Raw genomic sequence first — 25,296 nt, 5'->3', positions numbered from 1 at the left:
AGAACAACTGGCGGACCCTGTGAGACTGCGCACATCGCACAACCGGTGCTGAAGTTGATGAAGCACACGGCGACCAGTGCTGCGGCCGCCCGCTTTATCCTCATCCGCATGATTCTCCATCCCGGTACGAATCGAGTAGGCAATAGAGGCCGTCTTGCCGTGCCGAGCCGTGCGGCTCCATCAATATTTCGCTGCCGGATCCGTCACCCATACAACTCGTCATCCTTGGGCCACGAGCCGGGAACGCACTCGTCGAGGTCCGGATCGCAGTGCTGCCGGGTCCGTACGAAGTGCATGGTTCTGATGTAGTCCTGCTTCAGCAGCTTCCGGAGAAGTGCGGGGTTTGCGTCGTGTGCGATGAAGCCGTGGGCCTTCCCGGCGCGGGCGACCTCCCTGAGCCGGGCGAGGCTCAACCCGAACTCGTTCAGTGCGGCCTCGTCGACCGGCTCCAGCAGGTGCACCCAGAAGCGGAAGTCGTCTGTCATCCCGTCGCTGTTCCCGCCACAGGACCGGCAGAATTCGGTGATGCGGCTGTCCCAGTAGATGGGCGGACCGTCCGCGGTGGCGGGCGAGAAGATGGCGTTGCTGTCGCTCAGATACTTTCGCTTCCGGATGTCGCCCATCGTCAGGGGCACTTCCAGTTCGACGACCGCCGTCACCTCCTTGGTGCGGCCCGCCTTCTTCAACTCCTCGTCGATGGCCTTTTTCGGCGGTACGTTCGCCGCGTCGTGCCGGCCGATGCGGCGAATGGCCCACGACAGGGCGGCCGGCTCCGCACCAAGCGATCCGAGGAGATCCCGAAGAGGCACAGAGACAAGGTCGTGGGGGGTGGTGTAGTGAATACGTCCCGAATCTCTGTCCTGGCGTATGGCGAATGCCAGGGGAGGGTAGGGGCCGGACCTGGTCTGATGATCAAGATTCTGGTCTGCCCACAGCTCGATGGCCATCTCACCCGGCGCACGGCTCCAGGGGATGTCACCGCTGATCACCATGAATTCGGGATGGGTCGCACGGAAAGCATTGGTGAGCACGTATCCGAACCGGAGGAGGTCCGTATACCGGTGTCGCGGTTCGTCATCCCGATCCACGACTCCGCACGCGACCAGGAGCGCGCAACATGACACCACCATGGCCACCCGGCGCAGCATTTCCAGAATCAGCACCCTCCTGGGAGCACGCGCCACCCACCGCCCGTGACCGTCATGCGTGACGCTCACAGGAGCGAGTTCGGCTTTGATCATGAAATAAGGTTATATCAGTGATCGAACCGCCACAGCGCGCCTCAAAACGATATGAAACCCGCAACAAACAGAGAACTTGCACCTATCACCGAAAAGAGCTGCCGCCGCAAGAATAACGGTAATTCCCATTTCCTCTTCGTGCGATCCCCTCGCCGAGTCCACTGCGCAACCGTACGGTCACCCTCAGCGGTTGGACGACGCGAGGGAGGCGGCCGTGGGTGAGCAAGGTGGATCCCGTGGTGGCGAAGCAGGCCGCCAGGAACCTGGCCCAGGCGGGCGTCCACCTGGTCGTGGGTGACAGTGCGGCTGGGTGTCCGGAGCGGGCGTCGTACGACAGGGTGCACGTCACCTGCGGTATTCGTACGGTCCCGTAAGCGTTCGTCCAGCAGGCCCGTCCCGGTGTGGTGACCGTGCTCCCCTACTGCTCCCGGGTCGCCATGAACCATGCGCGCACCGCTCCTGGTTCACCGTCGGCTCCTGGCCCCAGGCGTTGCGGATTCGGGGCTTGCCGTGCGGCCGCGCGCCGATGAGTTTCGGGGGGTCTGGTGGTCCACCTTCTGAGGGCAGTGATCAGGAGGGTTCTATGGGCACGGTGGTGCTGTACAAGAGCATGTCGTTGGATGGTTTCGTCGCCGGTCCGGACATCGGTGCGGAGCATCCCATGGGCAAGGGTGGCATGCGGCTGCACGAGTGGATGTTCACGGACCGGCCTGACCCGCGCGACAAGGACGTCACCGCCGCGATGTCCGCTTCGGCCGGTGCGGTCGTGGTCGGCAGGCGTACGTTCGACGTCGGCCTGCCGCACTGGCAGGACACCCCTTACCCGGTGCCGACCTTCGTGCTCACCCACCAGGCCCGCGACGAGCTCGCCATGAAGAGCGCGACGTTCACCTTTGTCACCGACGGTATCGAGGCTGCTTTGAAGGCCGCCCAGGACGCCGCCGGCGACAAGGACGTGATCGTGATGGGTGCCCAGACGGGACGGCAGTTCCTCCAGGCCGGACTGCTGGATGAGTTGCTGATCAACCTGGTGCCGGTCGTGCTGGGCGCCGGAAGCCGGCTGTTGGAAGACCTTGGCCGCATCGAGTTGACGCGCACGCAGGTGATCGCCTCCGACGCGGTCACGCACCTGCGGTTCCGGGTCGTGAGATGACCGCCTGTCCCCATCAAGCCCGGCAGGTCAGGGGGCGGCCGGCGTTGTAGGTGACCATGTCGCGGAACGCGGCCGGGATGTCGAGGCGTACGCCCGGTGCGGCGCCGTTCTCCTCGGCGTACGCGCGGTGCAGGTTGCCGACGATGCGCTCGCTGTCGAGCCATCCGGCGTACGGACCGAGGTCGCACTGACGGGCGGCGTCGAGCGGCGAGAGCGCCGCCGCGACGCCCTGCTTCGCGACCTCCTGGACGAAACGCAGGTAGCCCAGCGCGTCGTCGATGGCCTCGGGGCCGCACACCGGGCCGTGGCCGGGCACGATCGTGGTGGCGCCGAACGCGGCGATCACGTCCTTGAGGACCGCGATCGAGCCCGCGACCGAACCGGACAGGAGGAAGGGCGTTCCGCCCGCGAACAGCAGGTCGCCCGCGAACAGGACGGAGCGCTCCGGCACCCAGATGACCGAGTCGTTCGTGGTGTGCGCCGGGGTGCCCACATGGCGGACCTCGCAGCGCAGGTCGTCGACCCACAGCGTCACGCCCTCGCGGTAGGTCAGGAACGGTGGCGCCGGCGGCAGCGAGCCCTCGTCGATCGGCTCGAAGATCCCGGTGAGCGGTGGCGCGGCGGCCATGGCCAGCATCTCCGAGCGGGTGTTCTCGTGCGCGACGATCGTGGCTCCGGGCAGCCAGGCGTTGCCGGCCGTGTGGTCGGGATGGCTGTGCGTGTTGATGAGGGTGTGCACCGGTCCCGGCGACACGGTACGCATGGCGGCGGCGAACGCGCGGGTGCGCCGTTCCGTCGAGCAGGTGTCGACGGCGACCGTCCCGGACCGCCCGACGAGCATCCCGGTGTTGTTGATCATCCAACCGCCGTCGGGCTGCACGTAGGCGTAGAGGCCGCCACCCAAGTCCTCGATCCGCGGATCACCAAGAGCATCGTCACTCATGCGTCTACCCTCGTGCCCGCCTGCTCCTGTCGGGAAGCTGATTTCGCGTATACCCGCCATCAGTAGGACTGATGACCTGCGGCACGGTCATCGGTTAGGCTGAATGCGCTGATGCCCACATCAGGGAGCGCGATGTGGAGGCCGCGGTGAAGCTGTCGAACCTGGACCTGAACCTCCTGGTGTCGCTGGACGTCCTGCTGGAGGAGCGGTCGGTGACGCGTGCGGCCGCTCGTCTGGGCCTGTCCCAGCCCGCCCTCTCGGCCGCGCTCGCCCGGTTGCGGCGGCACTTCGACGATCCGCTGCTCATCCGTTCAGGCAACACCTCCGAGTTGAGCCCGCTCGCCCAGACCCTGCGGCTGCGCACCTCGCACGCGCTGAACGAGGTCGAGCGCGTGTTCGCCAGCGAGGCCGTGTTCGATCCGGCGACCTCCAGGCGCACCTTCACCGTGCAGGCCTCGGATTACGCCATGGCCGTGATCGGTCCGCGGGTCACGCAGGTGCTCGCGGACCGGGCTCCGGGCGTCAAGATGCGGTTCGAGAGTCATTCGAACCCCCTGACGGACAACCCGGCCGACTGGCTTCGTGGGGTGGACGGCATGATCCTGCCGCGCGGATTCGTGTTCAACCTCCCCTCGATCGACCTGTTCACCGACGAGTGGGTGTGCGTGGCCGACCAGGACAACGATGCCGTCGGTGACGCCCTGACCATGGCGGACGTCGCCGAGATGCCGTGGGTGCTCACCTACCACGGACCGACCCGCTTCCTGTCCGCCGTGCGGCAGCTGGAGCAACTGGGGATCGAGCCCAGGGTCCAGGTGGTGGTCGAGAGCTTCCTCGTGCTGCCGTTCTACATCGTCGGGAGTCGTCGGCTCGGACTCGTTCAGCGTCATCTGGCGGAAGCGCTGGCCTCCACCGGCCGGCTCCGGGTGCTCGCCTGTCCCTGGGACGTGGTGCCGGTGGTGGAGACGCTCTGGTGGCATCCGCTGCACACCCGCAGTCCGGATCACGCCTGGCTGCGGTCGGTCCTCACCGAGACGACGCGGCACCTCGACCGACGGGCCTGAGGGGTTCGCGGCGGAAGTACCGCCCACCGCGGTGGAAGCACCGCCCACTGGCAAGACATTCGTCTGCCTTATGTGGGGCATCAGCTATTTCAGCTTCCCCGATGCGGTTGGTCGAGCGGACAGTGGTGGCCATCACAGCACATGGATGGAAGGACCACTGTGGTTGCCCCTTTCGCCCTCGCCACGGTCGCCGACGGCACCGCGGAGCGTCCCGCGCTGGTCGTCGATCTCGACGGGGATCCCACCTGGCGGGACCTCTCCGACCTCGGGCCGACGGTGCACGCGCTCCTGCAGGACTGGGACTCGGTGCTGCGGACGCTGCGCACGCTGACCGGCCAGGCCACCCGCCCGCTGGAGCAAGAGCAGCTCCGGCAGCCGTTCGTGCCGGGGCAGGTCCTTCAGGCCGGCGCCAACTATCGCACGCACGTCATCGAGCTCGCGGTCAAGCACGCTCCCGGTGACCGGCCCGAGTCCGAGGTGCGGGCCGAGGCCGCGGCGGCGATGGAGCGCCGCACCGCCGACAGCGAGCCGTACCTGTTCATCGGACTGCCCTCGGCCGTCACCGGCCCTTACGACGACGTCGTGCTCCCCGCCTACTCCCAGCAGCACGACTGGGAGCTCGAACTGGCCGTCGTGATCGGCCGGGAGGCGTTCCGCGTGGATCGCGAGCACGCACTCGAACACGTCGCCTGCTACACGATCGCCAACGACCTGACCACGCGTGACCTGGTGTTCCGCCGCGACATGCCGGCGATCGGCGCCGACTGGTACCGCGCGAAGAACGCCCCCGGCTTCACCCCGCTCGGCCCCTACCTGGTGCCCGCCGAGTTCGTGCCCGAGCACCCGCGGATCCGGCTGGAACTCAACGGAGAAGTGATGCAGGACGAGTCCACCAAGGACATGATCTGCGACGTCGCCGCGATCGTCGCGGCCGCGTCGCGAACGACCCCGCTGCGCCCCGGTGACCTGCTGCTCACCGGCAGCCCGGCGGGCAACGGCATCGCCCACGGCCGGCTGCTGCGCGCGGGCGACGTCATGACCGGCACGATCACCGGGCTGGGCGTTCAGCGCACCCGGGTGGTCGCGCCATGACCGCGGTCGAGTCCGTCGGGGTCATCGGCGCCGGAATGGCCGGTCTGGGCGTCGCCATCCTCCTCGCCGAAGCCGGCGTGGCGGTGGACGTCATCGAGACCACGGCGGAGGTCGGCGCCCTCGGGTCAGGTGTCACGCTGCAGGGCAACGCACTGCGCGTCCTGCGTCGCCTCGGGGTGTGGGAAGGGGTCGAGCGGGCGGGGTACGCCTTCGACTCGGCCGCCCTGCGCACGCCGGACGGCGCGCTGCTGGCCGAGCTGCCCGACGCCCGGACAGGCGGTCCGGACCTTCCCGCCACGGTGGGGATCTACCGCCCCGACCTGGCCCGCCTGCTCGTCGAGCGCGCCGTCGGGCTGGGCGCGAGGGTGCGGACCGGGGTCCGGCCCGTCTCGCTCGAACAGGACGAGCACGGGGTCCACCTCGGGTGCTCCGACGGCACGCGCGCTCGCTACGACCTCGTCGTGGGCGCCGACGGGGTGCGGTCGTGGACCCGTGACGCGCTCGGCGTCCCGTTGCGGACGGAGCCGGTGGGCATGGGGATCTGGCGCGCGTTCGCGAAACGGCCGCCGTCGGTGACCCGTACCGACCTCTGCTACGGCGGCGCGGCCTACATCGCCGGGTACTGCCCGACCGGTGAGGACACGCTCTACGCCTACCTCGTCGAGGACGCGCGGGACCGCGGCGCGCTCTCCGCCGACGAGCGGCTGGCCACGATGCGCGGGCTCGCCGAGCACTACCACGGCGCGTGGGACGACATCCGCGCGAACCTGACCGACCCGTCCCGGGTGAACTACACGTGGTTCGAATGGCACCTCCTGGACGGGCCGTGGCACCGTGGCCGCACGGTGCTGATCGGTGACGCCGCCCACTGCTGCCCGCCGACGATGGCGCAGGGCGCCGCTCAGGCGCTGGAGGACGCGCTGGTGCTGGCCGAGCTGCTCACCACCCGCGACACCCTGGACGAGGACCTGTGGTCGGCGTTCACCGCACGCCGGCTCGATCGCGCGCGCACGGTGGTCGAGAGTTCGGTGCAGATGTGCCGGTGGCTGCTGGCCGGCGAGCGGGGCGACCTGCCAGGACTGATGGGCCGCGTGCACTCCCTGCTCATGGAGCAGCCGTGAACGCGCCCGTGGAGTCAAGGGACCTCGTCATCGACGTGCACGCGCACTGCCTCGTCGCCGAGGTGGAGGCGCTGGTCGCCGACGAGCCGGGGCTCGCCGAGCTCCGCGCGCTGGAGGTGCAGCGGCACGGCGCGGAGTCGATGGCGGTCTCGGGGCAGATGGTCCGGGCGGCCCTGCCCGCGCTGACGACCGTGGACCGGCGTCTGTCCGACATGGACGCGGCGGGCGTGGACGTGCAGGTCGTCTCGCCGTCCCCGTCGCACTACCACTACTGGGCCCACCCCGAGCTCGCGACCGCGGTGTGCCGGGCGGCGAACCGCGGCGTGGCGGCCGTCGTCGACCAGGCTCCCGACCGGCTGGTGGGATTCGGGCTGGTCCCCCTGCAACATCCCGATCTGTGCGTCGCCGCACTCGACGACGCCCTCGGTCTCGGCCTCAAGGGCGTCGAGATCTCCTCCTTCGCCCCCGGCGTCGAGCTGTCGGACGCCCGGCTCGACCCGTTCTGGGCGCGGGCCGCCGAGACCGCCGCGGTGGTGTTCCTGCACCCCTTCGGCTGCTCGCTCGATGAGCGGCTCGACCGGTTCTACCTGGCCAACACGGTCGGGCAGCCGGTCGAGAACGCCGTCGCCCTCTCGCATCTGATCTTCTCGGGGGTCCTGGACCGCCACCCGGGCCTGCGGGTGGTCGCGGCGCACGGCGGCGGCTACCTGCCCACCTACCTCGGCCGCTCCGACCACGCCTGGCAGGTGCGCAGCGAGGCCCGGCAGTGCGCCGAACCACCCTCGGCGTACCTGCGCCGGATCTGGTTCGACTCGCTCGTCCACACCCCGCAGGCGCTGCGCGCCCTGGTCGCCGCCGTCGGCGCCGACCGGGTGGTGCTCGGCTCTGACCACCCCTTCGACATGGGCGTGCCCGATCCGCTCGGCCGCCTCGACGCCGCCGGACTGGACGCGGGCGACCGCGCCGCGATCGCCGGCGGCACCGCACAGCAGCTGGGGCTCGTCCCCGGGAAGGAATCCTGATGTCCGACACAGCGGCTCCACGCCTGATCACGCACCTGCGGCACGTCGACCTCGCCGTGCCCGACCTGGCCGCCCAGCAGGCCTTCTACACCGGCCAGTGGGGTCTCACGGAAGTCACCACGGACTCCGGGTTGTCCTTCCTCGCCGCGGAGGGCTCGCCCGAGCAGTACGTGATGCGCCTTCGTCAGTCCGCCGACAAGCGCATCGACCTCATCGCGTTCGGCGCCGCGACCCCGGCCGACGTCGACACCCTCGCCGGCCGGCTGGCGCGGGACGGCGTGCGGCTCGTGTCGGAGCCGGGAGTGCTGGCGACGCCCGGCGGCGGCTACGGGTTCCGGTTCTTCGACAACGAGGGCCGTACCGTCGAGATCTCCGCCGATGTCGCCCAGCGGACCCACCGCAGGATCGAGGAGGGCGAGTCGATCCCGGTGCGCCTGTCGCACGTGGTGGTCAACTCCGCCGATCCCGAGGCCACCGTCGCGTTCTACGAGCGCCACCTCGGCTTCGCGCTCTCGGACATCCTCACCCATCCACGCAACGGTCACATGATGTGGTTCCTGCGGTGCAACCCGTGGCACCACAGCTTCGCGATCGCCCGCTGCCCGCACCCGTCCCTGCACCACGCGAGCTTCGAGATGCGCGGGATCGACGAGTACATGCGCGGCACCGGCCGTCTCCTGCGGGCCGGCGTCGAGAAGATCTGGGGGCCGGGCCGGCACAAGGCCGGCAACAACACCTTCTCCTACTTCCTCGACCCGCAGGGCAACACGATCGAGTACACGACCGAGCTGGAGCGCCTGGACGAGGACACCTGGCACCCCGGCCTGCACGACCTGTCCGATCCCGACGTGGCCGACCAGTGGGGCACCGCCAACCGGATGGACGAGTTCGTCGCGAAGAAGTCGTTCAACGACCCGGACAAGGGCCTGTTCATGGCCCCGCCCGTCTGATGCGCTTCGCCACGGTCTCCGAGGCCGGCGGGCAGGTGCGGTGCGGAGTGGTGCGGGACGACACGCTGCTGCGCCTCCCCGCCGGGACCACGGTGCTCGACCTGCTCCGTACCGATGGACTCCGCGACGCCGGAGCCCGTGCCGTGGCCGACGGCGACGCCGTCCCGCTGGCCGGGCTGCGGCTGCTGCCACCGGTCGAGGCGCCCACCGTGCGTGACTTCGTCGCGTTCGAGGAGCACGTCGAGGGGATGGCGTCCGGGGCCGGGGTGGGAGCGGAGTGGTACGAGGCTCCGACGTTCTACTTCACCAACCCGTACGCGCTCGTCGGCGCGCACGACGAGGTGGCGGTGCCGCCCGGCTGCTCCCGGCTGGACTTCGAGTGCGAGGTCGCGGCCGTCATCGGCCGGGGTGGCGCCGACATCGCCCCCGAAGACGCGGCCGCGCACATCGCCGGCTACACGATCTTCAACGACTGGTCGGCGCGCGACCTCCAGTTCCGCGAGATGGCCGTCCGCCTCGGGCCCTGCAAGGGCAAGGACTTCGCCACCACGCTCGGGCCCGTCCTGGTCACGGCCGACGAACTCGAGCCCTACCGCGACGCCGACGGCTTCCTCGCGCTCGGCATGACGGTCGCGGTCAACGGCGTCGAGATCGGCCGGGACCTGCTCTCCAACATGGGCTGGCCGTTCGAGGACCTCGTCGCCTACGCCAGCCGCGGGACCGAGGTCCGTCCCGGTGACGTCCTCGGCTCCGGCACCTGCGGCAACGGCGGCTGCCTCGCCGAACTGTGGGGCCGCGGCCGCACCGATCTGCCCCCGCTGCGGCCCGGAGACGTGGTCACGATGACGGTCGAGGGCCTCGGCACCCTCCGCAACACCGTCGTCGCCGGACGTGAGCCGCACCCGATCGCGCAGGCCCGGCCCCGCCCTCGCACGCGCCCCTGAATCCGACCCGTTCCACCCCCCGAACGCCGTGAGGTCCCCATGAACACCGACGCCTCCCGAACCCCCGGACTGCCCCAGCTCATCCTGCTCTTGGCGGCCAGTTCCATGCCCGTGCTCGGAGCGGTCCTGATCGCACCCGTGCTCCCCCTCATCGCCCAGCATTTCGGCTCCGTGCCGGGCGTCGAGATCCTGGTGCCGATCGTGCTGACCATCCCCGCACTCGTCATCGGGCTGACCGCCCCGTTCGCCGGGCAGCTCGTCGACCGGCTCGGCCGGCTGCGGGTGCTGCAGGTCGGCATGGTCGGCTACGCGGTCGCCGGCACCGCGCCCCTCTGGCTCGACGGCATCGGCGCGATCATCGCCAGCCGCGTGTTCGTCGGCGTGTTCGAGGCCGGCATCGCGACGGCGGCGATCACGCTGATCGGCGACTACTGGAAGGAGAAGCGCGACCGCTACATCGGCCTCCAGGCGACGACGGCGTCGTTGGCCGGGGTCGTCTTCATCGCGCTCGGCGGCGCGCTGGGGGTAGGGGGCTGGCGCGCACCGTTCTGGGTCTACGCGATCGCACTGGTGCTCGTCGTCCCGATGACGTGGCTCCTGTGGTCGCCCCAGCGGTCGGCGGAGCCGGCGGATCCGCGTTCGGTCAGGGTTCCGTGGCGCGCGCTCGCCGCGCCGTGCGGGGTCACGCTGTTCGGCGGCGTCGTCTTCTACATCCTCATCGTCCAACTGTCGACCGTGCTGACCTCGATCGGGATCACGTCCACCGCGACCACCGGCCTGCTGACCGGCGTGCTCGCCATCGCCATCGCCGTCGGCGCGGCGCTCTACGGGCGCTTCGCGAGCCTGGGCAGGCGGGTGCTCCTGCCCGTCGAGTTCGCGACCTCGGGTCTCGGCCTCGTCATCGTCTTCGCCTCGTCGAATGTCACGGTGGTGATGGTCGGCGCCGTCATCACCGGGTTCGCGAGCGGCCTGCTCTTCCCCACGCTCATCTCCTGGGTGCTGGACAACGTCGAGTTCTCCCAGCGTGGGCGCGGCACCGGGCTCTGGACGGGCACCGCGTACGTCGGTCAGTTCCTCTCCCCCCTCGTCGTGGCGGGGCTGGCGGTCTTCACCGGCGGTCTGCAGGGCGGCATCGGCGCACTCGGGGTGCTCTCCGTCGTCGTCGGAGCCGCGCTGTTCCTGACCTTCCGCAAGCAGAACCCGACGCCCGCTCCCGCCGTCCCGCCCTCGCCGGTCGCTGACGGACACTGACCGCGGGGCGCGACCATCGGGGTGGTGCGGCGTCAGCTCGCCAGCAGGGCCGCGCTTCCGTAGCTGCCGCCGAAGCCCGTCACCAGCGCCACCTCACGCCCGTCCCGCAGCTCCCGCACGGCCTGGGCCACGTTGTTCAGGCCGTGCACGTAGCCCTCCGACAGCAGTCCGCCGTGCGGGTTCACCCAGGCGTGCCGCCGTTCCATCAGGTACGGCCCGAGCTCGGACCGGCCCACGACCCCGAAGTCCTCCAACTGCCGGGGCACCAGCCACGAGTACGCGTCGTACAGCATCGCCGCGTCCACGTCCGATGGCCGCATCCCCGAGGACTGCCACAGCATCGGCGCCACGTACGCCGAGAAGATCGCCGTGACGTCCGGTGCGCGGTCCATGGCGGAGCTGCCCGGACCGCCCGCGCGGACGACCGCCTGGACGCGCGGGCCGCCCAGCACGCCGCTGATCAGCAGCGCGCAGGCGCCGTCGGTCTCCTGGCAGCAGTCCACCGTACGCAGCGGCGTGCAGACGTACGGCCTGGCCAGGTAGTCCTCGTACGGCAGCGGCTCGCGTCTGAGGGCGCGCGGGTTGGTGGCGGCGTTGGCCCTGGACTGGGCGACGACGGCGTGCAGGTGCCGCTCGCCGAGCCCGGTCTCGTGCAGGTAGCGGGTCGCGGCCATGGCGAACATCGGGATCGGTCCGGCCATCCCGTACGTGAACCGCTCCTGAGGCCCGGTCGAGACGACATTCATCCGCTTCCCGGAACGACCGTTCAAAGCGCGATAAATGAGGATATTTCGAGCTAGACCGGCGTGCACCAGCATGGCCGCGTCGCCCAGGATGGAGGCCGCCTGGGTGCCGCCGCCCGCCAGGTCGTTGTGCCAGCCCAGCCGGTCCATCCCCAGCGCCCGGGCGACCTGCGTGACCGGGGCGGAGTCGTTCAGGTGATAGCTGAGCACCGCGTCCACCTCGCGGGCCTCGATCCCGGCGTCGTCGCAGGCCGCACGGCACGCCTCCACGGCCAGCTCCAGCTCGGTGCGGCCGGAGGCGCGCGTCAGCGCCGTCATCCCGATCCCGGCGACGGCCGCCTTACCGGCGAAGGGCTGCATGGTCACCTCCCACCGGACCGCTCCCGCTCCGAGCTCCCGCCGGACCGCGTCTGCGCCGACCACTCGCCGCCGCGTGCGCCACTCCTCCTGCACGCCGGCGCGCGGCCGCTCCCACCACGGACCGGAGCAGGGCGCGAGGCTGCCCCGGCCAGCGGCGCCTTACGCCCGACACGGTATCGCCGAACCCGGCACTAAGACAAGCGCTTGCTCGGTAAGATCATCCCGACAGGCCACATAATGAGTGAGTATCGTCACCCCCGATTAACTGACGCTCTTCACTACAGCTATGCACATATGTCAGATGAAGTGCGATCATCAAGAGCCCATCACCTTCACCCCGAGGTGAGCGATGGATCTACGCCACATCCGCTACGCGATCACGATCGCCCGCGCGGGCAGTCTGCGGCGCGCCGCGGCCATTCTGCGGATCGCCCAGCCCACCCTGTCGGAGCAGCTGAAGGCGCTGGAGAAGGAGGTCGGGGTGGAGATCTTCACCCGTTCCTCCAGCGGCATGCGGCTCACCGAGGCGGGCGAGGTGTTCCTCGCGCAGGCCACCGTCGCGGTGGACGCCTTCGAGCGGGCGATGCTCGCCGCCCGCGGCAACGAGCGCACGACCCGGCTCGGGGTGGCCGACGGCCTGAGCGACGTGGTGGCCCGGCTGCTGTCGCAGGTTCGGCACTGCGGCCCGCGAGTGGCGCCGATGGGCACGGCCGAGCAGATCATCTCCCTCATGGACGGCGCGATCCAGGCCGGGCTCGGGTACGCGCCCGGCTCCCTGCCGCGCGGCGTGGCCCGGATGCTCGTCCACCGCTCCCCCGTGCGCGCGCTGCTCAGGCGCGACCACCGGCTCGCCGCGAACAAGCGGCTGTCGCTCGCCGCGCTGGCGAGTGAGCCGCTCATCATGCCCGAGTCGGAGGCGGTGGCGGGCGCCCGCCGGTTCCTGGAGGCGTTCGTACGGCAGCGCCTGCATCCCCGGCTCGGCCCGGCGGCCGCCACCCACGACCTGGCCATCGCGATGGTGAGCGAGGGAGCCGGCTACACCCTCTGCGTGCGGGACGGCACTCCGGTGCCGGAGCGGCTGACGTTCGTGCCGATCGCCGAGGAGGTGCCGCCCATCGAGGTCGTCCTTCTGTGGAACCGTCAGGCGGACGTCCACGAGCTGCTCAGCGCGGCCCGCCACCTGGCCCGGTCTGGATAGCGATAATATCCAGCAGATGCGCATGTCCGAGCTGAGCACCGAGTCCGGCGTGGCCATCCCCACGATCAAGTACTACCTGCGTGAGGGCCTGCTCCACCAGGGCGAGCAGCTCACCGCCACCCGGGCCGACTACGACGACGCGCACCTGCACCGGCTCCGTCTGATCAGGGCGCTGCTGGAGGTGGGCAGGCTCCCGGTCGCCTCGATCAAGAAGGTCGTCGAGGCGGTGCAGGACGAGTCCCTGCCGATCCACGAGCTGCTCGGCACCGCGCACTACGCCCTGAGCCCTGCCGTCGAGCCCGAGCCGACGCCCGAGTGGGAGACGGCCCGCGCCCAGGTGGACGCCCTGCTCGACCGCCTGGACTGGCAGGTCACCGCCGAGGCTCCGGCCAGGGACGAGCTGGCGCAGACGGTGGTCAGGATGCACCAGCTCGGCCTGACCGCCGACCTGGCGCCGTACGCGGCGGCGGCCGAGCGGCTGGTCACCGAGGTCGAGCTGAACACGATCCCCTACGACGGCCCGCGCGACGCCGCCGTGGAGGCCCTGGTGCTGGGCACGGTCCTGTACGGCCGCGCCTTCGACGCGCTACGCCGCCTGGCCCAGGAATCGGAGTCGGCCCGCCGCTTCGCCCGCGAGGCTGACTGACAAGGTCCGGACCCGCATGTCACGAACCGGGTGGGGTAGCGCGGGCCTGATGTTCGAAGATTTCAGGGAGAGCCGCGTCGATGTCGGCGAGGCGGAGGTGTTCGTCAGGCACGGGGGCGACGGTCCGCCGGTGCTGTTGCTGCACGGGCATCCCAGGACGCACGCCACCTGGCATCGGGTCGCGCCGCTGCTCGCCGCCGACTTCACGGTGGTCTGCCCGGACTTAAGGGGGTACGGCCGCTCGTCGAAGCCGCCCTCGACCCCCGACCACGAGCCCTACTCCAAGCGGGCGATGGCCAGGGACATGCTCGCCCTCATGCGCGCGCTCGGTCACGACCGGTTCGCCGTCGCCGGGCACGATCGGGGCGGGTACGTCGCCCAGCGGCTGGCCCTCGTCCATCCCGAGGCCGTCACGCACCTGACGGTGATGGACGTGGTGCCCATCGGCGAGGCGCTGAGCCGCTGTGACGCCCGGTTCGCGGCTCTCTGGTGGCACTGGTTCTTCCTGGGCCAGACCGCCGAGCCCGCCGAACGGGTGATCAACGCCGACCCCGACGCGTGGTACCGGACGGGCCCCGAGCAGATGGGCGAGGATGCCTACCAGGACTTCCGCCGGGCCGTGCACGACCCGGACACCGTGCACGCGATGTGCGAGGACTACCGGGCCGGCCTGGGCGTGGACCGCGCCGCCGACGACGCCGACCGGGCCGCGGGCCGTACCATCGGCTGCCCCACGCTGGTCGTCTGGGCGACGCGGGACGACATGGAGGAGCTCTACGGTGACCCGGTGGAGGTGTGGCGGTCATGGGCGGACGACGTGCGCGGCCTCGCCGTCGACAGCGGCCACCACCTGGCCGAGGAGGCGCCCGAGGCCCTGGCCGCCGCCATCGCGGGGTGCGCCGCTCCGCGTGGCTGAGCGGGAGCGGCGCTGTCGGGTTCGGTCAGTCGGTGATGGTCACCGGGCGTTTCAGCAGCCACAGCGCGGCCCGTTGCAGCAGGGCGCGGTGGATCTCGTTGCCGTAGGAGCGGGTGTCGTGGCCGAGTGCGTCGTAGAAGACCCGGCCGCGCCGTACGGGACGGGCCCACATGAGCGGCTGGCCGGCCGCGGAGGCGAGCGGGCGGACGTCGGGCAGCACGTCGAGGTCGCTGTAGACCTCGTCCACGAGGTCGAAGTCGCGCAGCCCCTCCACCACCGGGTGCTCGCCGTGCACCCGCACGCCGGTCCAGCCGAGCGGCGGGTGGTAGGACTTGGACCAGTCCCAGCAGGCGCCGAGCACCCGCGACCAGCCCTGCCAGTCGTCGAAGCAGAGCGACGCCGAGTGCATGCACAGCAGGCCGCCGCCACGGTCGAGGTGGTCCAGCAGGGTGGTGCGGGCCTGGGCCGGCAGCCGGAAGCTCCACCGGTCGCGCAGGTCGGCGAAGCGGTCGGCGTTCATCTGCCAGCGCAGCGCGTTGACGGTGATGAGCTGGACCTCCGACGGCTCGCTCAGCGCGCCGACGATGTCTTCAGTGATCTCGGACTCGACTCCCACCTCGGCCAGCACCTCGGTGAGGGCCGCCGACGTGGCGTCGAAGTCGTGGAACGGGCCTCCGGACAGGACTAGGTTGCGTGCCACCCGCCAAGCCCATCACGCCTGCCGCCTGATTGCCACCCACACGCGGTCACATCCGGCCGCGCCCGCCCGTCCTGCCGGCCAAAGCGCTCAGGAGCGGGGTGACTACGCTGCCAGGGGTGAGGCAGGTGGAGGATTTCGAGGCGTACCGGCCGCTACTGATCGGGCTGGCCTACCGGCTGCTCGGCAGCATGTGGGACGCCGAGGACGTGGTGCAGGAGGCGTGGCTGCGCTGGTCGGGCGCGGACCGGAGTGACGTCAAGGAGCCCAGGGCGTTCCTGCTGACAGTGGTGTCGCGGCTGGCGCTGGACCAGCTCCGCTCGGCCAGGGTCAAGCGGGAGGCGTACACCGGCCCCTGGCTGCCCGAGCCGGTCTCCACGGCGGAGGCGGGCCCGCTGGACACTGCCGAGCTGCGCGACACGGTGTCACTGGCGACGCTGCACCTGATGGAGCGGCTCTCGCCGCCGGAGCGGGCGGTGTTCGTGCTGCGCGAGGCCTTCGAGCTGCCGTACGACCGGATCGCGGAGATCGTCGACTCCTCGGTGGCCAACGCCAGGCAGCTCCACCACCGGGCCTCGGTGCGGTTGGGCGAGGGCCGGGACAGGTTCCGGCCGTCGGCCGGCGAGCACGCCGAGCTGCTGACGAGGTTCATCGAGGCGGCGGGCGGCGGCGACCTGGCGGCGCTCACCGAGCTGCTGCACGAGGACGTCGTGGCCTGGAGCGACGGCGGCGGCCGGGTCAGGGCCGCGCTGCGGCCGATCCACGGCCGGCGCAAGGTGGTGGCGTTCCTGGCCGGGCTGAACGCCCGCTACTCCTACGGCGCGGCCGGGCTCAGCGAGGCCAACGGGCACCCGGTGATCTGGACGCGGGTCGGGAGCAACCTCCAGCTCGTCGCGATCGACGTGCGCGAGGGCCGCATCCAGGGGCTCTACAGTGTGCTCAATCCGGACAAGCTTCAGCGGGTGCGCCCACCCTCCTGACACGCCCGGTGACATCTATAGTCGCCCCCATGGATCTCGGCATCAAAGGCAAGGTCGCACTCGTCACGGGTGGCAGCGCGGGCATCGGGCTCGCCGCCGCCAAGAGCCTCGCGAAGGAGGGATGCGACGTCTGCGTGAGCGCCCGCAATCCCGAACGGCTCGCCGACGCGGTGGTGGAGCTGCAGGAGTTCGGCGGCGTGGTGCACGCGGTGCTCGCCGACGTGGAGGACCCGGACGCCGCGGAGCGGGTCGTCCGGGAGACGCGCGACGTGGTCGGCCCGGTCGACATCCTGGTGGCCAACGCCGGTGGGCCGCCGGCCGGCCGGTTCGTGGACGCGAGCATGGCCGACTGGGAGCTGGCGATCCAGCGCAACCTGCTCGGCACGGTACGGCTGGCGCGGGCGGTGCTGCCGGAGATGCGCGCCCGGGGATGGGGCCGCATCGTCACGATCACCAGCAGGTCGGCCCGCGAGGCGCTGGACGGGCTGGCCCTGTCCAACTCCACCCGCTCGGCCGTCGCCGGGCTGGTGCGCACCCTGGCCCGCGAGGTCGGCGCCGACGGGGTGCTGGTCAACAACGTGATGCCGGGCTCGATCGACACCGAGCGGCTGCGTGACCTGGCGGGCAGCGAGGAAGCGCTGGCCGAGCGGGCCGGCTCCGTGCCGCTGGGCCGGATCGGACGGCCCGAGGAGGTGGGCGACGTGGTGGCGTTCCTGGCGAGCGAGCGCGCGTCCTACATGAACGGGGTCTCGGTCCTGGTGGACGGGGGCGAGAGCCGGGTCATCGCCTGACCGGGGACGAATCCCTACAACTTGGATGCTCGTGACATTCTTGCATTGAGGAACGATTGGAAGGCGGGGGCATGGACAAGCCGGTCATCGTGACGGTCGACGACGATCCGGGCGTGTCGAGAGCGGTCGCTCGCGACCTCCGGCGGAGGTACGGCCAGCAGTACAGAATCGTCCGGGCGGAGACGGCGCCGCAGGGCATCGAGGCGGTCAAGGAGATGCGGCTGCGCGGTGACGAGGTGGCCGCCATCCTCGCCGACTACCGGATGCCGCAGATGAACGGCGTGCAGTTCCTCGAGGCGGCGATGGACATGTATCCGTTCGCGCGCCGGGTGCTGCTGACGGCCTACGCCGACACCGACGCCGCGATCCAGGCCATCAACGTGGTGGATCTGGACCACTATCTGCTCAAGCCGTGGGATCCGCCGGAGGAGAAGTTCTACCCGGTGATCGACGGCCAGCTCGACGCCTGGCAGCGCACCGACCGGGTGCCGGTGGCGGAGCTGCGGGTGGTGGGCGACCGGTGGTCCGCGCCCTCTTACAAGGTGCGTGACTTCCTGGCCCGCAACCACGTCCCGTACCAGTGGATGCTGACCGAGGACCCGGACGGCGCGCAGCTCGTGGCGGCGGCGGGCGACGACTGCCGCCTGCCGCTGGTGGTCACCGCCGAGGGGGAGATGCTGCAGGCGCCCGACCAGTCCACCCTGGCCTCCACCGTGGGCCTGTCGACCACCCCCGCGACGGACTTCTACGACCTGATCGTGGTCGGCGGCGGGCCCGCGGGGCTGGGCGCGGCGGTCTACGGCGCCTCCGAAGGGCTCAACACCGTGCTGGTCGAGGCGCACGCCTCCGGCGGGCAGGCGGGCCAGAGCTCCAGGATCGAGAACTACCTGGGCTTCCCCGACGGCGTCTCCGGCCAGCAGCTCGCCGACCGGGCACGCCGGCAGGCGCTCAAGTTCGGCGCCGAGCTGCTGACCGCGCGCAGCGTCACCCACCTGGAGCCGCGTGGGCAGGCGCGGGTCATCGGGTTCGAGGACGGCCGGGAGATCGCCGCGCACGCGGTGATCCTGGCCACCGGCGTGACCTACCGCCGCCTGGACGCGCCGGGCCTGGACGAGTTCGTCGGCAGGGGCGTCTTCTACGGCGCCGCGCTGACCGAGGCGCCCTCCTGCAAGGACAGCGAGGTCTACATCGTGGGCGCCGCCAACTCGGCCGGGCAGGCGGCCGTCTACCTGGCGGGATTCGCCAGCCGCGTGCATGTGTTGGTGAGGGGTGATGGTTTGGAGAAGTCCATGTCTCACTACCTCATCGAGCAGATCCAGGCGGTCGACAACATCGAGGTGCACCTGGAGTCCCGGGTCACCGGCGGGCAGGGCGATGGTCACCTGCAGCGACTGTCGATCTCGACCAAGGGCGAGGAGCGGACGGTCGAGACCCAGTGGCTGTTCGTGTTCATCGGCGCCAAGCCCTACACCTCCTGGCTCGGCGACACCGTCGAGCGGGACGACAAGGGGTTCCTGCTGACCGGCCCGGATCTCGTACACGGTGATCAGCGACCGCGTAACTGGCCGCTCAGGCGCCAGCCGTACTTCCTGGAGACCAATGTGCCGGGGGTGCTGGCCGCCGGGGACGTGCGGGCAGAGTCGATCAAGAGAGTGGCCTCCGCCGTCGGAGAGGGCGCGATGGCCGTCGCGCTCGTGCACCGCTATCTGGAGAAACAATGACGAACGTGGACATCGACGAGCTGCGCAAACTGTTCCTGTTCGAGCGCCTGACCGACGAGCAGCTCACCAAGCTGGCGAGCAGCGGGGAGATCAAGAAGTTCGAGCAGGACGAGGAGATCGTCCGCCAGGGCGAGCCGGCCGAGTGCTTCGCGGTGCTGGTGGAGGGCGAGCTGCAGATGGTCTCCGAGACCGTCACCGCCGGGACCGTGGCCATGCCGCGCGCCTCCACGCCGGGGGTGTACGGCGGGGCCACCTCCGCCTACCTCGGCGATCGGGGACCCCAGACCTATCAGCACACGCTGCGCGCCACCGCGCCGTCGCGGGTGTTCATCCTGCCCGCCCGCAAGTTCGCCTACATCGTGACCGAGTGGTTCCCGATGGCCATGCACCTGCTCGACGGCCTGCAGTCCGGCGGGCGGATGCAGCGGGAGATCATCGACAGGCGGCAGCGGCTGACCGCGCTCGGCACGATCACCGCGGGGCTCACCCACGAGCTGAACAACCCGGCCGCGGCGGCCGTGCGCGCGGTGAGCGAGCTGCACTCGCTGATCAGGTCCTCGCGGGTGGAGCTCGCGAAGCTCGCCGAGGACGGCATCCCGCCGCAGCGGCTGCGCGCGCTGGTGGAGATGCAGGAGGCGTGCATGGAGGCGGTCGGCAAGCTGGCCCCCCGCTCCCCGATGGAGATCTCCGACGCCGAGGACGAGCTCGGTGAGGCGCTGGAGGACCTGGGTGTGGAGGATGGCTGGGACCTCGCGCCCGCGCTGGTCAACGCCGGGTTCGGCAAGGAGCATCTGGCCAAGGTGCGGACGAAGGTGGGCGAGGAGCACGCGCCCGCCGCGCTGCGCTGGCTGTCGGAGGCCGTCGAGATCTCGCAGATGCTCGGCGAGGTCACCGAGGCGACCGAGCGGATCACCTCGCTGATCCGCTCGGCCAAGCAGTACTCCCAGATGGACCGGGCGCCGTTCCAGGTGCTCGACGTGCACGAGCTGCTCGACAGCACGGTCGCGATCTTCCGTGGCAAGATCCCGCCGGGGATCAGCGTGGTGACCGACTACGACCGGACGCTGCCGCCGATCCCCGCCTACGGCGGCGAGCTCAACCAGGTCTGGACGAACCTGATGCACAACGCGCTCGACGCCATGGGCGAGGAGGGCACGCTGACCATCCGGACCGCGCACGACGAGGACGAGGCGATCATCGAGATCGGCGACACGGGCCCCGGCGTGCCCGAGGGGATCAGGGACCGGATCTTCGAGCCGTTCTTCACCACCAAGACCGTCGGCCAGGGCACCGGGCTCGGGCTGGACATCTCCTACCGGATCGTGGCCGGCCGGCACGGCGGCGACCTGAAGGTCCGCTCGACCCCGGGCGACACCTGGTTCGAGGTACGGCTCCCGCTGCGGGAGTCCACGGTGGGCCCGGCGCCGTCCGACTGAGCCGGGGCCCGATCCGGCTGGGGGGCGGCTCGATTCCGTCGTGACGCCCGACCCTGCGCGGTCGGTCCGGCCACCGTGGTTCGTATCCTGGGGGCTCGGCACTTCGCTCGGCCCCCGGAAGGATCCCCGTGTCAATCACCGACTGGACCCGGCAGGCGCTGCCCGCCATGCTGGACGACCTCAAGGCCCTGGTCGAGCTGGAGACCCACAGCTACGACAAGGCCGCCCTCGTCCAGGGGCTGCGCGGGGTGCGCGCGCTGGCCACCGAGCGGCTCGGCGCGCCGGACGTCGAGGTCGTGCACGACGGCGGCCAGTACGGTGACGTGCTGGAGCTCACCTACCACGGGACCGCGCCCGGCACGGTGCTGATGATGAGCCACTACGACACCGTCTGGCCCGTCGGCACGCTCGCCGGCTGGCCGTTCACGGTGGCGGACGGCAAGGTGTCCGGGCCCGGCGCGTTCGACATGAAGTCCGGCCTGGTGCAGTCCGTCTGGGCGCTGCGCGGGCTGCGCGAGCTCGGGCTGCCGCATCCGGGGGTGCGCTTCCTGTTCAACGGCGACGAGGAGATCGGCAGCCTGGTCTCCCGGCCGTACATCGAGGCCGCCTGCGCGGACGCGCTGGCCTGCCTGGTGTTCGAGGCGTCCGGCCACGGCGCGCTGAAGACCGCGCGCAAGGGCGTGGGAATCTTCGACGTGACCGTCACCGGCGTCGAGGCGCACGCCGGGCTCGACCCGAAGGCGGGCGCCAGCGCCATCCACGCGCTGGCCGAGCTGGTCACCCACATCGCCGCCGCCGGCGCCCCCGAGCTCGGCACCACCGTCAACGTGGGCCTGATCAGCGGCGGCACCGGGCGCAACGTGGCGGCGGGCATCGCCACCTGCGGCGTCGACGTGCGGGTCACGGACTTCGCCGAGATGGGCCGGATCGACGAGCTGCTCGCCGGCCTGCGGCCCGCCGACCCGCGCGTGACGGTCACCGTCAGCGGCGACTGGAACCGGCCGCCCATGACGCCCAACCCGCTGTCGCAGCAGCTGTTCAAGGAGGCGCAGGCCGCCGCCGCCCGGCTCGGGTGGACGCTGGAGGAGACGGCGGTGGGCGGCGCCAGCGACGGCAACTTCGTCTCGGCGCTGGGCCGGCCGGTGCTCGACGGGATGGGCGCGGTGGGCGACGGCGCGCACGCGCGGCACGAGCACGCGCTGGTCGAGCACATCCCGGCGCGGACGGCGCTGACCATCGAGCTGATCTCGGCGCTCGTCTAACCCTGGCGTCGGGCGGGGCTGGGCGACGGGGCAGTATGTCACCCAGTACAACGAGTCGGTGAAGGGGCATTTCTTGAAATACGAACGCCAGCCGTACCGCAGGTGTGGCCGTAGTGGTCTGCTGCTCCCGGCGGTCTCGCTCGGCCTGTGGCACAACTTCGGCGAGGGCAAGGCGCTTGAGACCCAGCGCGCGATCGTGCACAAGGCACTCGACCTGGGCATCACGCACTTCGACCTCGCCGACCGTTACGGCCCGCCGATCGGCGCGGCCGAGGCCGCCTTCGGGCGGATCTTCCCCAAGTCGCTGCGTGACGAGGCGGTGATCACCACCAAGGGCTTCAACCCCATGTGGGACGGCCCCTACGGCACGGGCAACTCCCGCAAGCACCTGCTGGCCACGCTCGACCGGTCGCTGGCCCGGCTTCAGCTCGACTTCGTGGACATCTTCTACCTGCACCGCGACGACCCGGACACACCGCTGCAGGAGCAGGTGGCCGTGCTCGACCACATGGTCCGCACCGGCCGTGCCCTCTACGTCGGCGTGTCGAACTTCTCCCCCGAGCGCACCGCCGAGGCCGCCGCGCTGCTGCGCGACCTGGGCACGCCGCTGCTGGTCCACCAGCCCTCCTACTCCATGCTCAAGCGTGACATCGAGGACGCCCTGCTGGACGTGCTGGAGCGGGAGGGCATGGGCTGCGTGGTCTACTCGCCGCTGGCGCAGGGCCTGCTGACCGACCGGTACCTGAACGGCATCCCCGCCGACTCACGCGCCGCGGAGGGGCGGTTCCTCACCCCCGAGGGGGTCACGCCGGAGGTGCTGGCCTTCGTGCGCGAGCTCTCCGCGCTCGCCACGGCACGTGGCCAGTCCGTGGCCCAGCTCGCCCTGGCCTGGGCGCTGCGCGACCCGCGCGTCACCTCGGTGCTCGTCGGCGCCTCCAGCCCTGAGCAGCTGGAGTCGAACGTGGCCGCCGTGGACCGCCTCGACTTCACCGCCGAGGAGCTCGCGGCCATCGAGCTGGCCGCCAAGAAGGCGGGCGTCCAGGCGTAGCTCGCCGTAGGGAGCCGCCCGGCCGTCGCCGGCCGGGCGTTCCCGGGAGCGGGCGCTCCTAGGAAAGGTCGCGAAGCGCGTGGTAATGTCCCAAGCGAGCGCTTGGTTACCCGCTGAGAGGCCGCCGTATGAAGTTCTCCACCTTTCACCTGTTCCACCGGTTCGACGGGCAGAGCTTCAAGGACGTCTATGACTACCATCTGGAGCTCATCGAGCTGGCGGAGGAGCTGGGCTTCGACGGGGTGCGGCTGGCCGAGCACCACTTCCGTGACTACGGCGTGGTGCCCAACCTGTTCACCATGCTCGCCCACGCCGCCGCCCGCACCTCCCGGATCCGCCTCGGCACCGGCATCGTGGTGCTGCCCCTGCACGACCCGATCCACGTCGCCGAGGAGGCCGCGCTGGTCGACGTGCTCTCCGGCGGGCGGCTCGACCTGGGGATCGGGCGGGGATACCAGAGCTTCGAGTTCGACGGGTTCGGCATCGACCTGGCCGAGGCCCGGGACCGGTGCAACGAGGCCCTGGAGGTCATCCTCGGGCTCTGGACGCGGGAGACGTACCAGCATGAGGGGAAGTTCTACCGGACCGGCGCGGAGGTGTCGCTCGCGCCCCGGCCCGTGCAGGACCCGCATCCGCCCGTCCACGTCGCCGCGGTCTCCCCCGAGACCGTCACCCTGTACGCCGAGCGCGGGCTGCCCATCCTCGCCGACCCGGCGGCGACGTTCCGTAAGGTCGTCCAGGCGGCGCGGACCTGGCAGGAGACGGCGGCGCGGGCGGGGCATCCGCCGGGCGCGGAGCTCGTGGTGGCGCGCAGCGTGTACGTGGCGCCGACCGTGGCGCAGGCGCGGCAGGACCAGGCGAGGTTCGAGGCGGCGTTCGACCGCTCGCGCATCTTCAACGAGCGCAGCGCGCCCATCGACCCCGCGACCGGGCGGGCCGCGCAGGGCTTCGAGTACTACCAGGACCGCTACCTCAAGGGGGGCACCGTCTCGGCGGACTTCCGCTGGGAGCAACTGGAGGTCATCGGGGATCCGGCGCGGGTCATCGAGCAGATCACGCTGCTGCGCGACGCCGGGTTCGCCAACCTGCTGTGCGACTTCGGCAGCACCCGGCCGATGCCGGTGGAGGAGATGAAGAAGGTCATGCGGTTCTTCGCCGCCGAGGTCATGCCCGCGTTCGCCTGAGCCTCCTGGAGGAGCGATGCTGCACAGCCTGTCCCTCTCGGACGTCCTCGCCGAGCACGCCCGCAGCCGCCCCCAGGTGACGGCCGCCGTGGACGGCGACGTCCGGCTCACCTACCCCGACCTCGACGCCCGCGTCACCCGCCTCGCGGACGCCCTGGCCGCCCGCGGCGTCACCCCCGGCGCCCGCGTCCTGTGGCTCGGCCAGAACTCCCACGCCGTCCTCGAACTCCTGCTGGCCTGCTCCCGCCTGGGCGCCGTCTTCTGCCCCGCCAACTGGCGCCAGTCCGAGGACGAGCTCCGCTTCATCCTCGACGACCTGACCCCCGCCGCCGTCATCTGGCAACCCTCCGAAACGACCACCCCTCTCCACACCGGCTCCGGTACGGCCGTCTGGGTCCGGGCGGGAGCGGAGTACGAGGCGCTGGTGGCCGGCGGGGCGGTGCGGGACTTTCCACAGGTGGCGGACACCGAGCCGACGCTGGCCCTCTACACCGCGGCCTTCGAGGGCCGGCCGAACGCCGCCCTGCTCAGCAGCGCCGCGCTCCTGGCCCACAGCACGTCACTGCTGGTCATCCGTCAGATGGAGCCAGGCTTCACCTTCCTCGACAACGGCCCGCTGTTCCACGTCGGCACGATGATGTTCTGCCTGGCGACCTTCCAGATCGGCGGCACGAACGTGTTCACCCCGGCGTTCGACGCCGAGGAGGTGTGCCGGTTGATCGACGCCGAGCGGGTCACGCAGGCGTTCCTGTTCGGCCAGATGATCGACGCTGTGGTGGCGGCGAACCGGGAGGGCAAGTACGACCTGTCGTCGCTGAGGTTCGTCTCCCATTCCCAGGAGTGGGACGACATGATCACCGTGGACGACTCTCCGTGGTGCCGCTCCAAGATGGGCGGGTACGGCCAGACCGAGGTGGGCGGCATGCTCACCTTCCTGGGCCTGGCTCCCGGCGCGGCGGGCTTCGCCGGTCGCCCCTCCCCCTTGGCGCAGGTCCGCATCCTGGGACCGGACGGCGCCGAGGTCCCGCCGGGCGAGGTGGGCGAGATCTGCGCCCGCGGCAAGACCCTTTTCTCCGGATATTTCGCCCGGCCCGACTTAAATGCGGTTAAGTCGGCGTACGGCTGGCACCACACCGGCGACCTCGGCCGCCGCGAACCCGACGGCACCATCACCTTCATCGGCCCCCGCCTGCGCATGATCAAGTCCGGCGCCGAGAACATCTACCCGGCGGAGGTCGAACGCGCGCTCCGCACCCACCCCGCCGTCGCCGACGCCGCCGTCATCGGCGTCCCCGACCCCACCTGGCACCAGGCGGTCAAAGCCGTGGTGGCGCTCGCACCGGACGCCACGGCCACCGCCGAGGACATCGTGTCCCACGTCGCGTCCCAGCTGGCGTCGTACAAGAAGCCCACCCATGTCGCCTTCGTGGCGGCCATCCCCAAACGCGGCTTCACTCCCGACTACGACGCCCTGGACGCCGCCCACGGCGGCGGCAACTACCCCGGTGCCTGACCCTCGGGTCAAGCGGGACC

The 25,296-nt window shown here is 70.9% G+C and carries 24 protein-coding genes; 20 read left to right on the top strand and 4 right to left on the bottom strand.

Translation table 11 applies throughout. The annotated features are described in order from the left end of the window. Positions 1-203 precede the first annotated feature (203 nt). Positions 204-1,241 carry a hypothetical protein gene (locus OHA68_RS24380; protein WP_327102316.1) on the bottom strand — a complete coding sequence of 346 codons (1,038 nt, stop codon included), beginning with the start codon at positions 1,239-1,241 and terminating at the stop codon, positions 204-206. A gap of 218 nt (positions 1,242-1,459) precedes the next feature. On the opposite strand from OHA68_RS24380, the gene OHA68_RS24375 reads away from it, so the two are divergent. Together OHA68_RS24375 and OHA68_RS24370 are read left to right on the top strand one after the other, a co-directional pair. Continuing rightward, entirely contained in the window at positions 1,460-1,615 is a 156-nt protein-coding gene (locus OHA68_RS24375; RefSeq protein WP_327102315.1) for a hypothetical protein, read from the top strand. Between the two features lie 209 nt (positions 1,616-1,824). Further along, positions 1,825-2,394, top strand: a complete 570-nt coding sequence (locus tag OHA68_RS24370) for a dihydrofolate reductase family protein (RefSeq protein ID WP_327102314.1) — start codon at positions 1,825-1,827, stop codon at positions 2,392-2,394. Positions 2,395-2,407: 13 nt separating this feature from the next. Here OHA68_RS24370 and OHA68_RS24365 read toward each other — a convergent pair whose 3' ends face one another. After that, positions 2,408-3,337, bottom strand: coding sequence for an MBL fold metallo-hydrolase (locus OHA68_RS24365; protein WP_327102313.1), 930 nt, complete (start codon positions 3,335-3,337; stop codon positions 2,408-2,410). A 134-nt stretch (positions 3,338-3,471) separates the two neighbouring features. Between OHA68_RS24365 and OHA68_RS24360 the strand changes: the two genes are divergently transcribed. From OHA68_RS24360 to OHA68_RS24330, 7 genes are all read left to right on the top strand, one after another. Beyond that, the gene (locus tag OHA68_RS24360; protein ID WP_327102312.1) at positions 3,472-4,401 is read left to right on the top strand and encodes a LysR family transcriptional regulator; all 930 of its coding nucleotides are present in this window, start codon (positions 3,472-3,474) and stop codon (positions 4,399-4,401) included. A gap of 159 nt (positions 4,402-4,560) precedes the next feature. Continuing rightward, positions 4,561-5,493: a fumarylacetoacetate hydrolase family protein gene (locus OHA68_RS24355; RefSeq protein WP_327102311.1), complete on the top strand. Its 933-nt coding sequence runs from the start codon at positions 4,561-4,563 to the stop codon at positions 5,491-5,493. Beyond that, entirely contained in the window at positions 5,490-6,614 is a 1,125-nt protein-coding gene (locus OHA68_RS24350; RefSeq protein WP_327102310.1) for an FAD-dependent monooxygenase, read from the top strand. The genes OHA68_RS24355 and OHA68_RS24350 overlap by 4 nt, the downstream gene beginning before the upstream one ends. Continuing rightward, positions 6,611-7,636 (top strand): amidohydrolase family protein, encoded by a 1,026-nt coding sequence (locus OHA68_RS24345; protein ID WP_327102309.1) that lies wholly within the window; start codon positions 6,611-6,613, stop codon positions 7,634-7,636. Before OHA68_RS24350 ends, OHA68_RS24345 begins: the two co-directional genes overlap by 4 nt. Next, complete coding sequence (locus tag OHA68_RS24340) at positions 7,636-8,586, top strand: VOC family protein (RefSeq protein WP_327102308.1); 951 nt, start codon at positions 7,636-7,638, stop codon at positions 8,584-8,586. Before OHA68_RS24345 ends, OHA68_RS24340 begins: the two co-directional genes overlap by 1 nt. Further along, positions 8,586-9,530: a fumarylacetoacetate hydrolase family protein gene (locus OHA68_RS24335; protein ID WP_327102307.1), complete on the top strand. Its 945-nt coding sequence runs from the start codon at positions 8,586-8,588 to the stop codon at positions 9,528-9,530. Before OHA68_RS24340 ends, OHA68_RS24335 begins: the two co-directional genes overlap by 1 nt. 39 nt (positions 9,531-9,569) lie before the next feature. Continuing rightward, complete coding sequence (locus OHA68_RS24330) at positions 9,570-10,781, top strand: MFS transporter (RefSeq protein WP_327102306.1); 1,212 nt, start codon at positions 9,570-9,572, stop codon at positions 10,779-10,781. A 32-nt stretch (positions 10,782-10,813) separates the two neighbouring features. On the opposite strand, the gene OHA68_RS24325 is transcribed toward OHA68_RS24330, so the two are convergent. Continuing rightward, positions 10,814-11,884: a thiolase C-terminal domain-containing protein gene (locus OHA68_RS24325; RefSeq protein WP_327109551.1), complete on the bottom strand. Its 1,071-nt coding sequence runs from the start codon at positions 11,882-11,884 to the stop codon at positions 10,814-10,816. A 349-nt stretch (positions 11,885-12,233) separates the two neighbouring features. Here OHA68_RS24325 and OHA68_RS24320 point away from each other — a divergent pair, with 349 nt between their 5' ends. From OHA68_RS24320 to OHA68_RS24310, 3 genes are read left to right on the top strand one after another with little or no spacing between them, the layout of a single operon-like run. After that, positions 12,234-13,082, top strand: coding sequence for a LysR family transcriptional regulator (locus tag OHA68_RS24320; protein WP_327102305.1), 849 nt, complete (start codon positions 12,234-12,236; stop codon positions 13,080-13,082). 16 nt (positions 13,083-13,098) lie between these two features. Beyond that, complete coding sequence (locus tag OHA68_RS24315) at positions 13,099-13,728, top strand: MerR family transcriptional regulator (RefSeq protein ID WP_327102304.1); 630 nt, start codon at positions 13,099-13,101, stop codon at positions 13,726-13,728. Positions 13,729-13,777: 49 nt separating this feature from the next. Further along, entirely contained in the window at positions 13,778-14,644 is an 867-nt protein-coding gene (locus OHA68_RS24310; RefSeq protein ID WP_327102303.1) for an alpha/beta hydrolase, read from the top strand. A 25-nt stretch (positions 14,645-14,669) separates the two neighbouring features. Here OHA68_RS24310 and OHA68_RS24305 read toward each other — a convergent pair whose 3' ends face one another. Next, positions 14,670-15,344 carry a ThuA domain-containing protein gene (locus tag OHA68_RS24305; RefSeq protein WP_327102302.1) on the bottom strand — a complete coding sequence of 225 codons (675 nt, stop codon included), beginning with the start codon at positions 15,342-15,344 and terminating at the stop codon, positions 14,670-14,672. 116 nt (positions 15,345-15,460) lie between these two features. Between OHA68_RS24305 and OHA68_RS24300 the strand changes: the two genes are divergently transcribed. From OHA68_RS24300 to OHA68_RS24265, 8 genes are all read left to right on the top strand, one after another. Continuing rightward, complete coding sequence (locus OHA68_RS24300; protein ID WP_327102301.1) at positions 15,461-16,321, top strand: RNA polymerase sigma-70 factor; 861 nt, start codon at positions 15,461-15,463, stop codon at positions 16,319-16,321. Between the two features lie 29 nt (positions 16,322-16,350). After that, positions 16,351-17,112, top strand: a complete 762-nt coding sequence (locus OHA68_RS24295; RefSeq protein ID WP_189141527.1) for an SDR family oxidoreductase — start codon at positions 16,351-16,353, stop codon at positions 17,110-17,112. A gap of 71 nt (positions 17,113-17,183) precedes the next feature. Next, a complete protein-coding gene (locus tag OHA68_RS24290) occupies positions 17,184-18,833 on the top strand; it encodes an FAD-dependent oxidoreductase (RefSeq protein WP_189141526.1) in 1,650 nt (549 codons plus the stop codon). Then, a complete protein-coding gene (locus OHA68_RS24285) occupies positions 18,830-20,269 on the top strand; it encodes an ATP-binding protein (RefSeq protein ID WP_327102300.1) in 1,440 nt (479 codons plus the stop codon). The genes OHA68_RS24290 and OHA68_RS24285 overlap by 4 nt, the downstream gene beginning before the upstream one ends. Before the next feature lie 128 nt (positions 20,270-20,397). After that, a complete protein-coding gene (locus OHA68_RS24280) occupies positions 20,398-21,531 on the top strand; it encodes a M20 family metallopeptidase (protein ID WP_327102299.1) in 1,134 nt (377 codons plus the stop codon). 73 nt (positions 21,532-21,604) lie between these two features. Next, on the top strand, positions 21,605-22,579 hold the full coding sequence (locus OHA68_RS24275) for an aldo/keto reductase (protein ID WP_327102298.1): 975 nt from the start codon (positions 21,605-21,607) through the stop codon (positions 22,577-22,579). A 128-nt stretch (positions 22,580-22,707) separates the two neighbouring features. Beyond that, a complete protein-coding gene (locus tag OHA68_RS24270) occupies positions 22,708-23,763 on the top strand; it encodes an LLM class flavin-dependent oxidoreductase (protein WP_327102297.1) in 1,056 nt (351 codons plus the stop codon). A 16-nt stretch (positions 23,764-23,779) separates the two neighbouring features. Continuing rightward, a complete protein-coding gene (locus tag OHA68_RS24265; RefSeq protein WP_327102296.1) occupies positions 23,780-25,276 on the top strand; it encodes an AMP-binding protein in 1,497 nt (498 codons plus the stop codon). The last annotated feature ends 20 nt before the right edge of the window (positions 25,277-25,296 follow it).

Source organism: Nonomuraea glycinis (assembly GCF_035920485.1).
Lineage (GTDB): Bacteria > Actinomycetota > Actinomycetes > Streptosporangiales > Streptosporangiaceae > Nonomuraea > Nonomuraea glycinis.
This window is presented reverse-complemented; position numbering and strand designations above follow the sequence as displayed.

Bases quoted from the DNA above. Each gene is read 5' to 3' on its own strand.
- OHA68_RS24335 (WP_327102307.1), top strand. From the start codon at position 8,586: ATGCGCTTCGCCACGGTCTCCGAGGCCGGCGGGCAGGTGCGGTGCGGA.
- OHA68_RS24365 (WP_327102313.1), bottom strand. From the start codon at position 3,337: ATGAGTGACGATGCTCTTGGTGATCCGCGGATCGAGGACTTGGGTGGC.
- OHA68_RS24315 (WP_327102304.1), top strand. From the start codon at position 13,099: ATGCGCATGTCCGAGCTGAGCACCGAGTCCGGCGTGGCCATCCCCACG.
- OHA68_RS24380 (WP_327102316.1), bottom strand. From the start codon at position 1,241: ATGATCAAAGCCGAACTCGCTCCTGTGAGCGTCACGCATGACGGTCAC.
- OHA68_RS24295 (WP_189141527.1), top strand. From the start codon at position 16,351: ATGGATCTCGGCATCAAAGGCAAGGTCGCACTCGTCACGGGTGGCAGC.
- OHA68_RS24290 (WP_189141526.1), top strand. From the start codon at position 17,184: ATGGACAAGCCGGTCATCGTGACGGTCGACGACGATCCGGGCGTGTCG.
- OHA68_RS24330 (WP_327102306.1), top strand. From the start codon at position 9,570: ATGAACACCGACGCCTCCCGAACCCCCGGACTGCCCCAGCTCATCCTG.
- OHA68_RS24350 (WP_327102310.1), top strand. From the start codon at position 5,490: ATGACCGCGGTCGAGTCCGTCGGGGTCATCGGCGCCGGAATGGCCGGT.
- OHA68_RS24270 (WP_327102297.1), top strand. From the start codon at position 22,708: ATGAAGTTCTCCACCTTTCACCTGTTCCACCGGTTCGACGGGCAGAGC.
- OHA68_RS24320 (WP_327102305.1), top strand. From the start codon at position 12,234: ATGGATCTACGCCACATCCGCTACGCGATCACGATCGCCCGCGCGGGC.
- OHA68_RS24340 (WP_327102308.1), top strand. From the start codon at position 7,636: ATGTCCGACACAGCGGCTCCACGCCTGATCACGCACCTGCGGCACGTC.
- OHA68_RS24370 (WP_327102314.1), top strand. From the start codon at position 1,825: ATGGGCACGGTGGTGCTGTACAAGAGCATGTCGTTGGATGGTTTCGTC.
- OHA68_RS24285 (WP_327102300.1), top strand. From the start codon at position 18,830: ATGACGAACGTGGACATCGACGAGCTGCGCAAACTGTTCCTGTTCGAG.
- OHA68_RS24310 (WP_327102303.1), top strand. From the start codon at position 13,778: ATGTTCGAAGATTTCAGGGAGAGCCGCGTCGATGTCGGCGAGGCGGAG.
- OHA68_RS24325 (WP_327109551.1), bottom strand. From the start codon at position 11,884: ATGCAGCCCTTCGCCGGTAAGGCGGCCGTCGCCGGGATCGGGATGACG.
- OHA68_RS24265 (WP_327102296.1), top strand. From the start codon at position 23,780: ATGCTGCACAGCCTGTCCCTCTCGGACGTCCTCGCCGAGCACGCCCGC.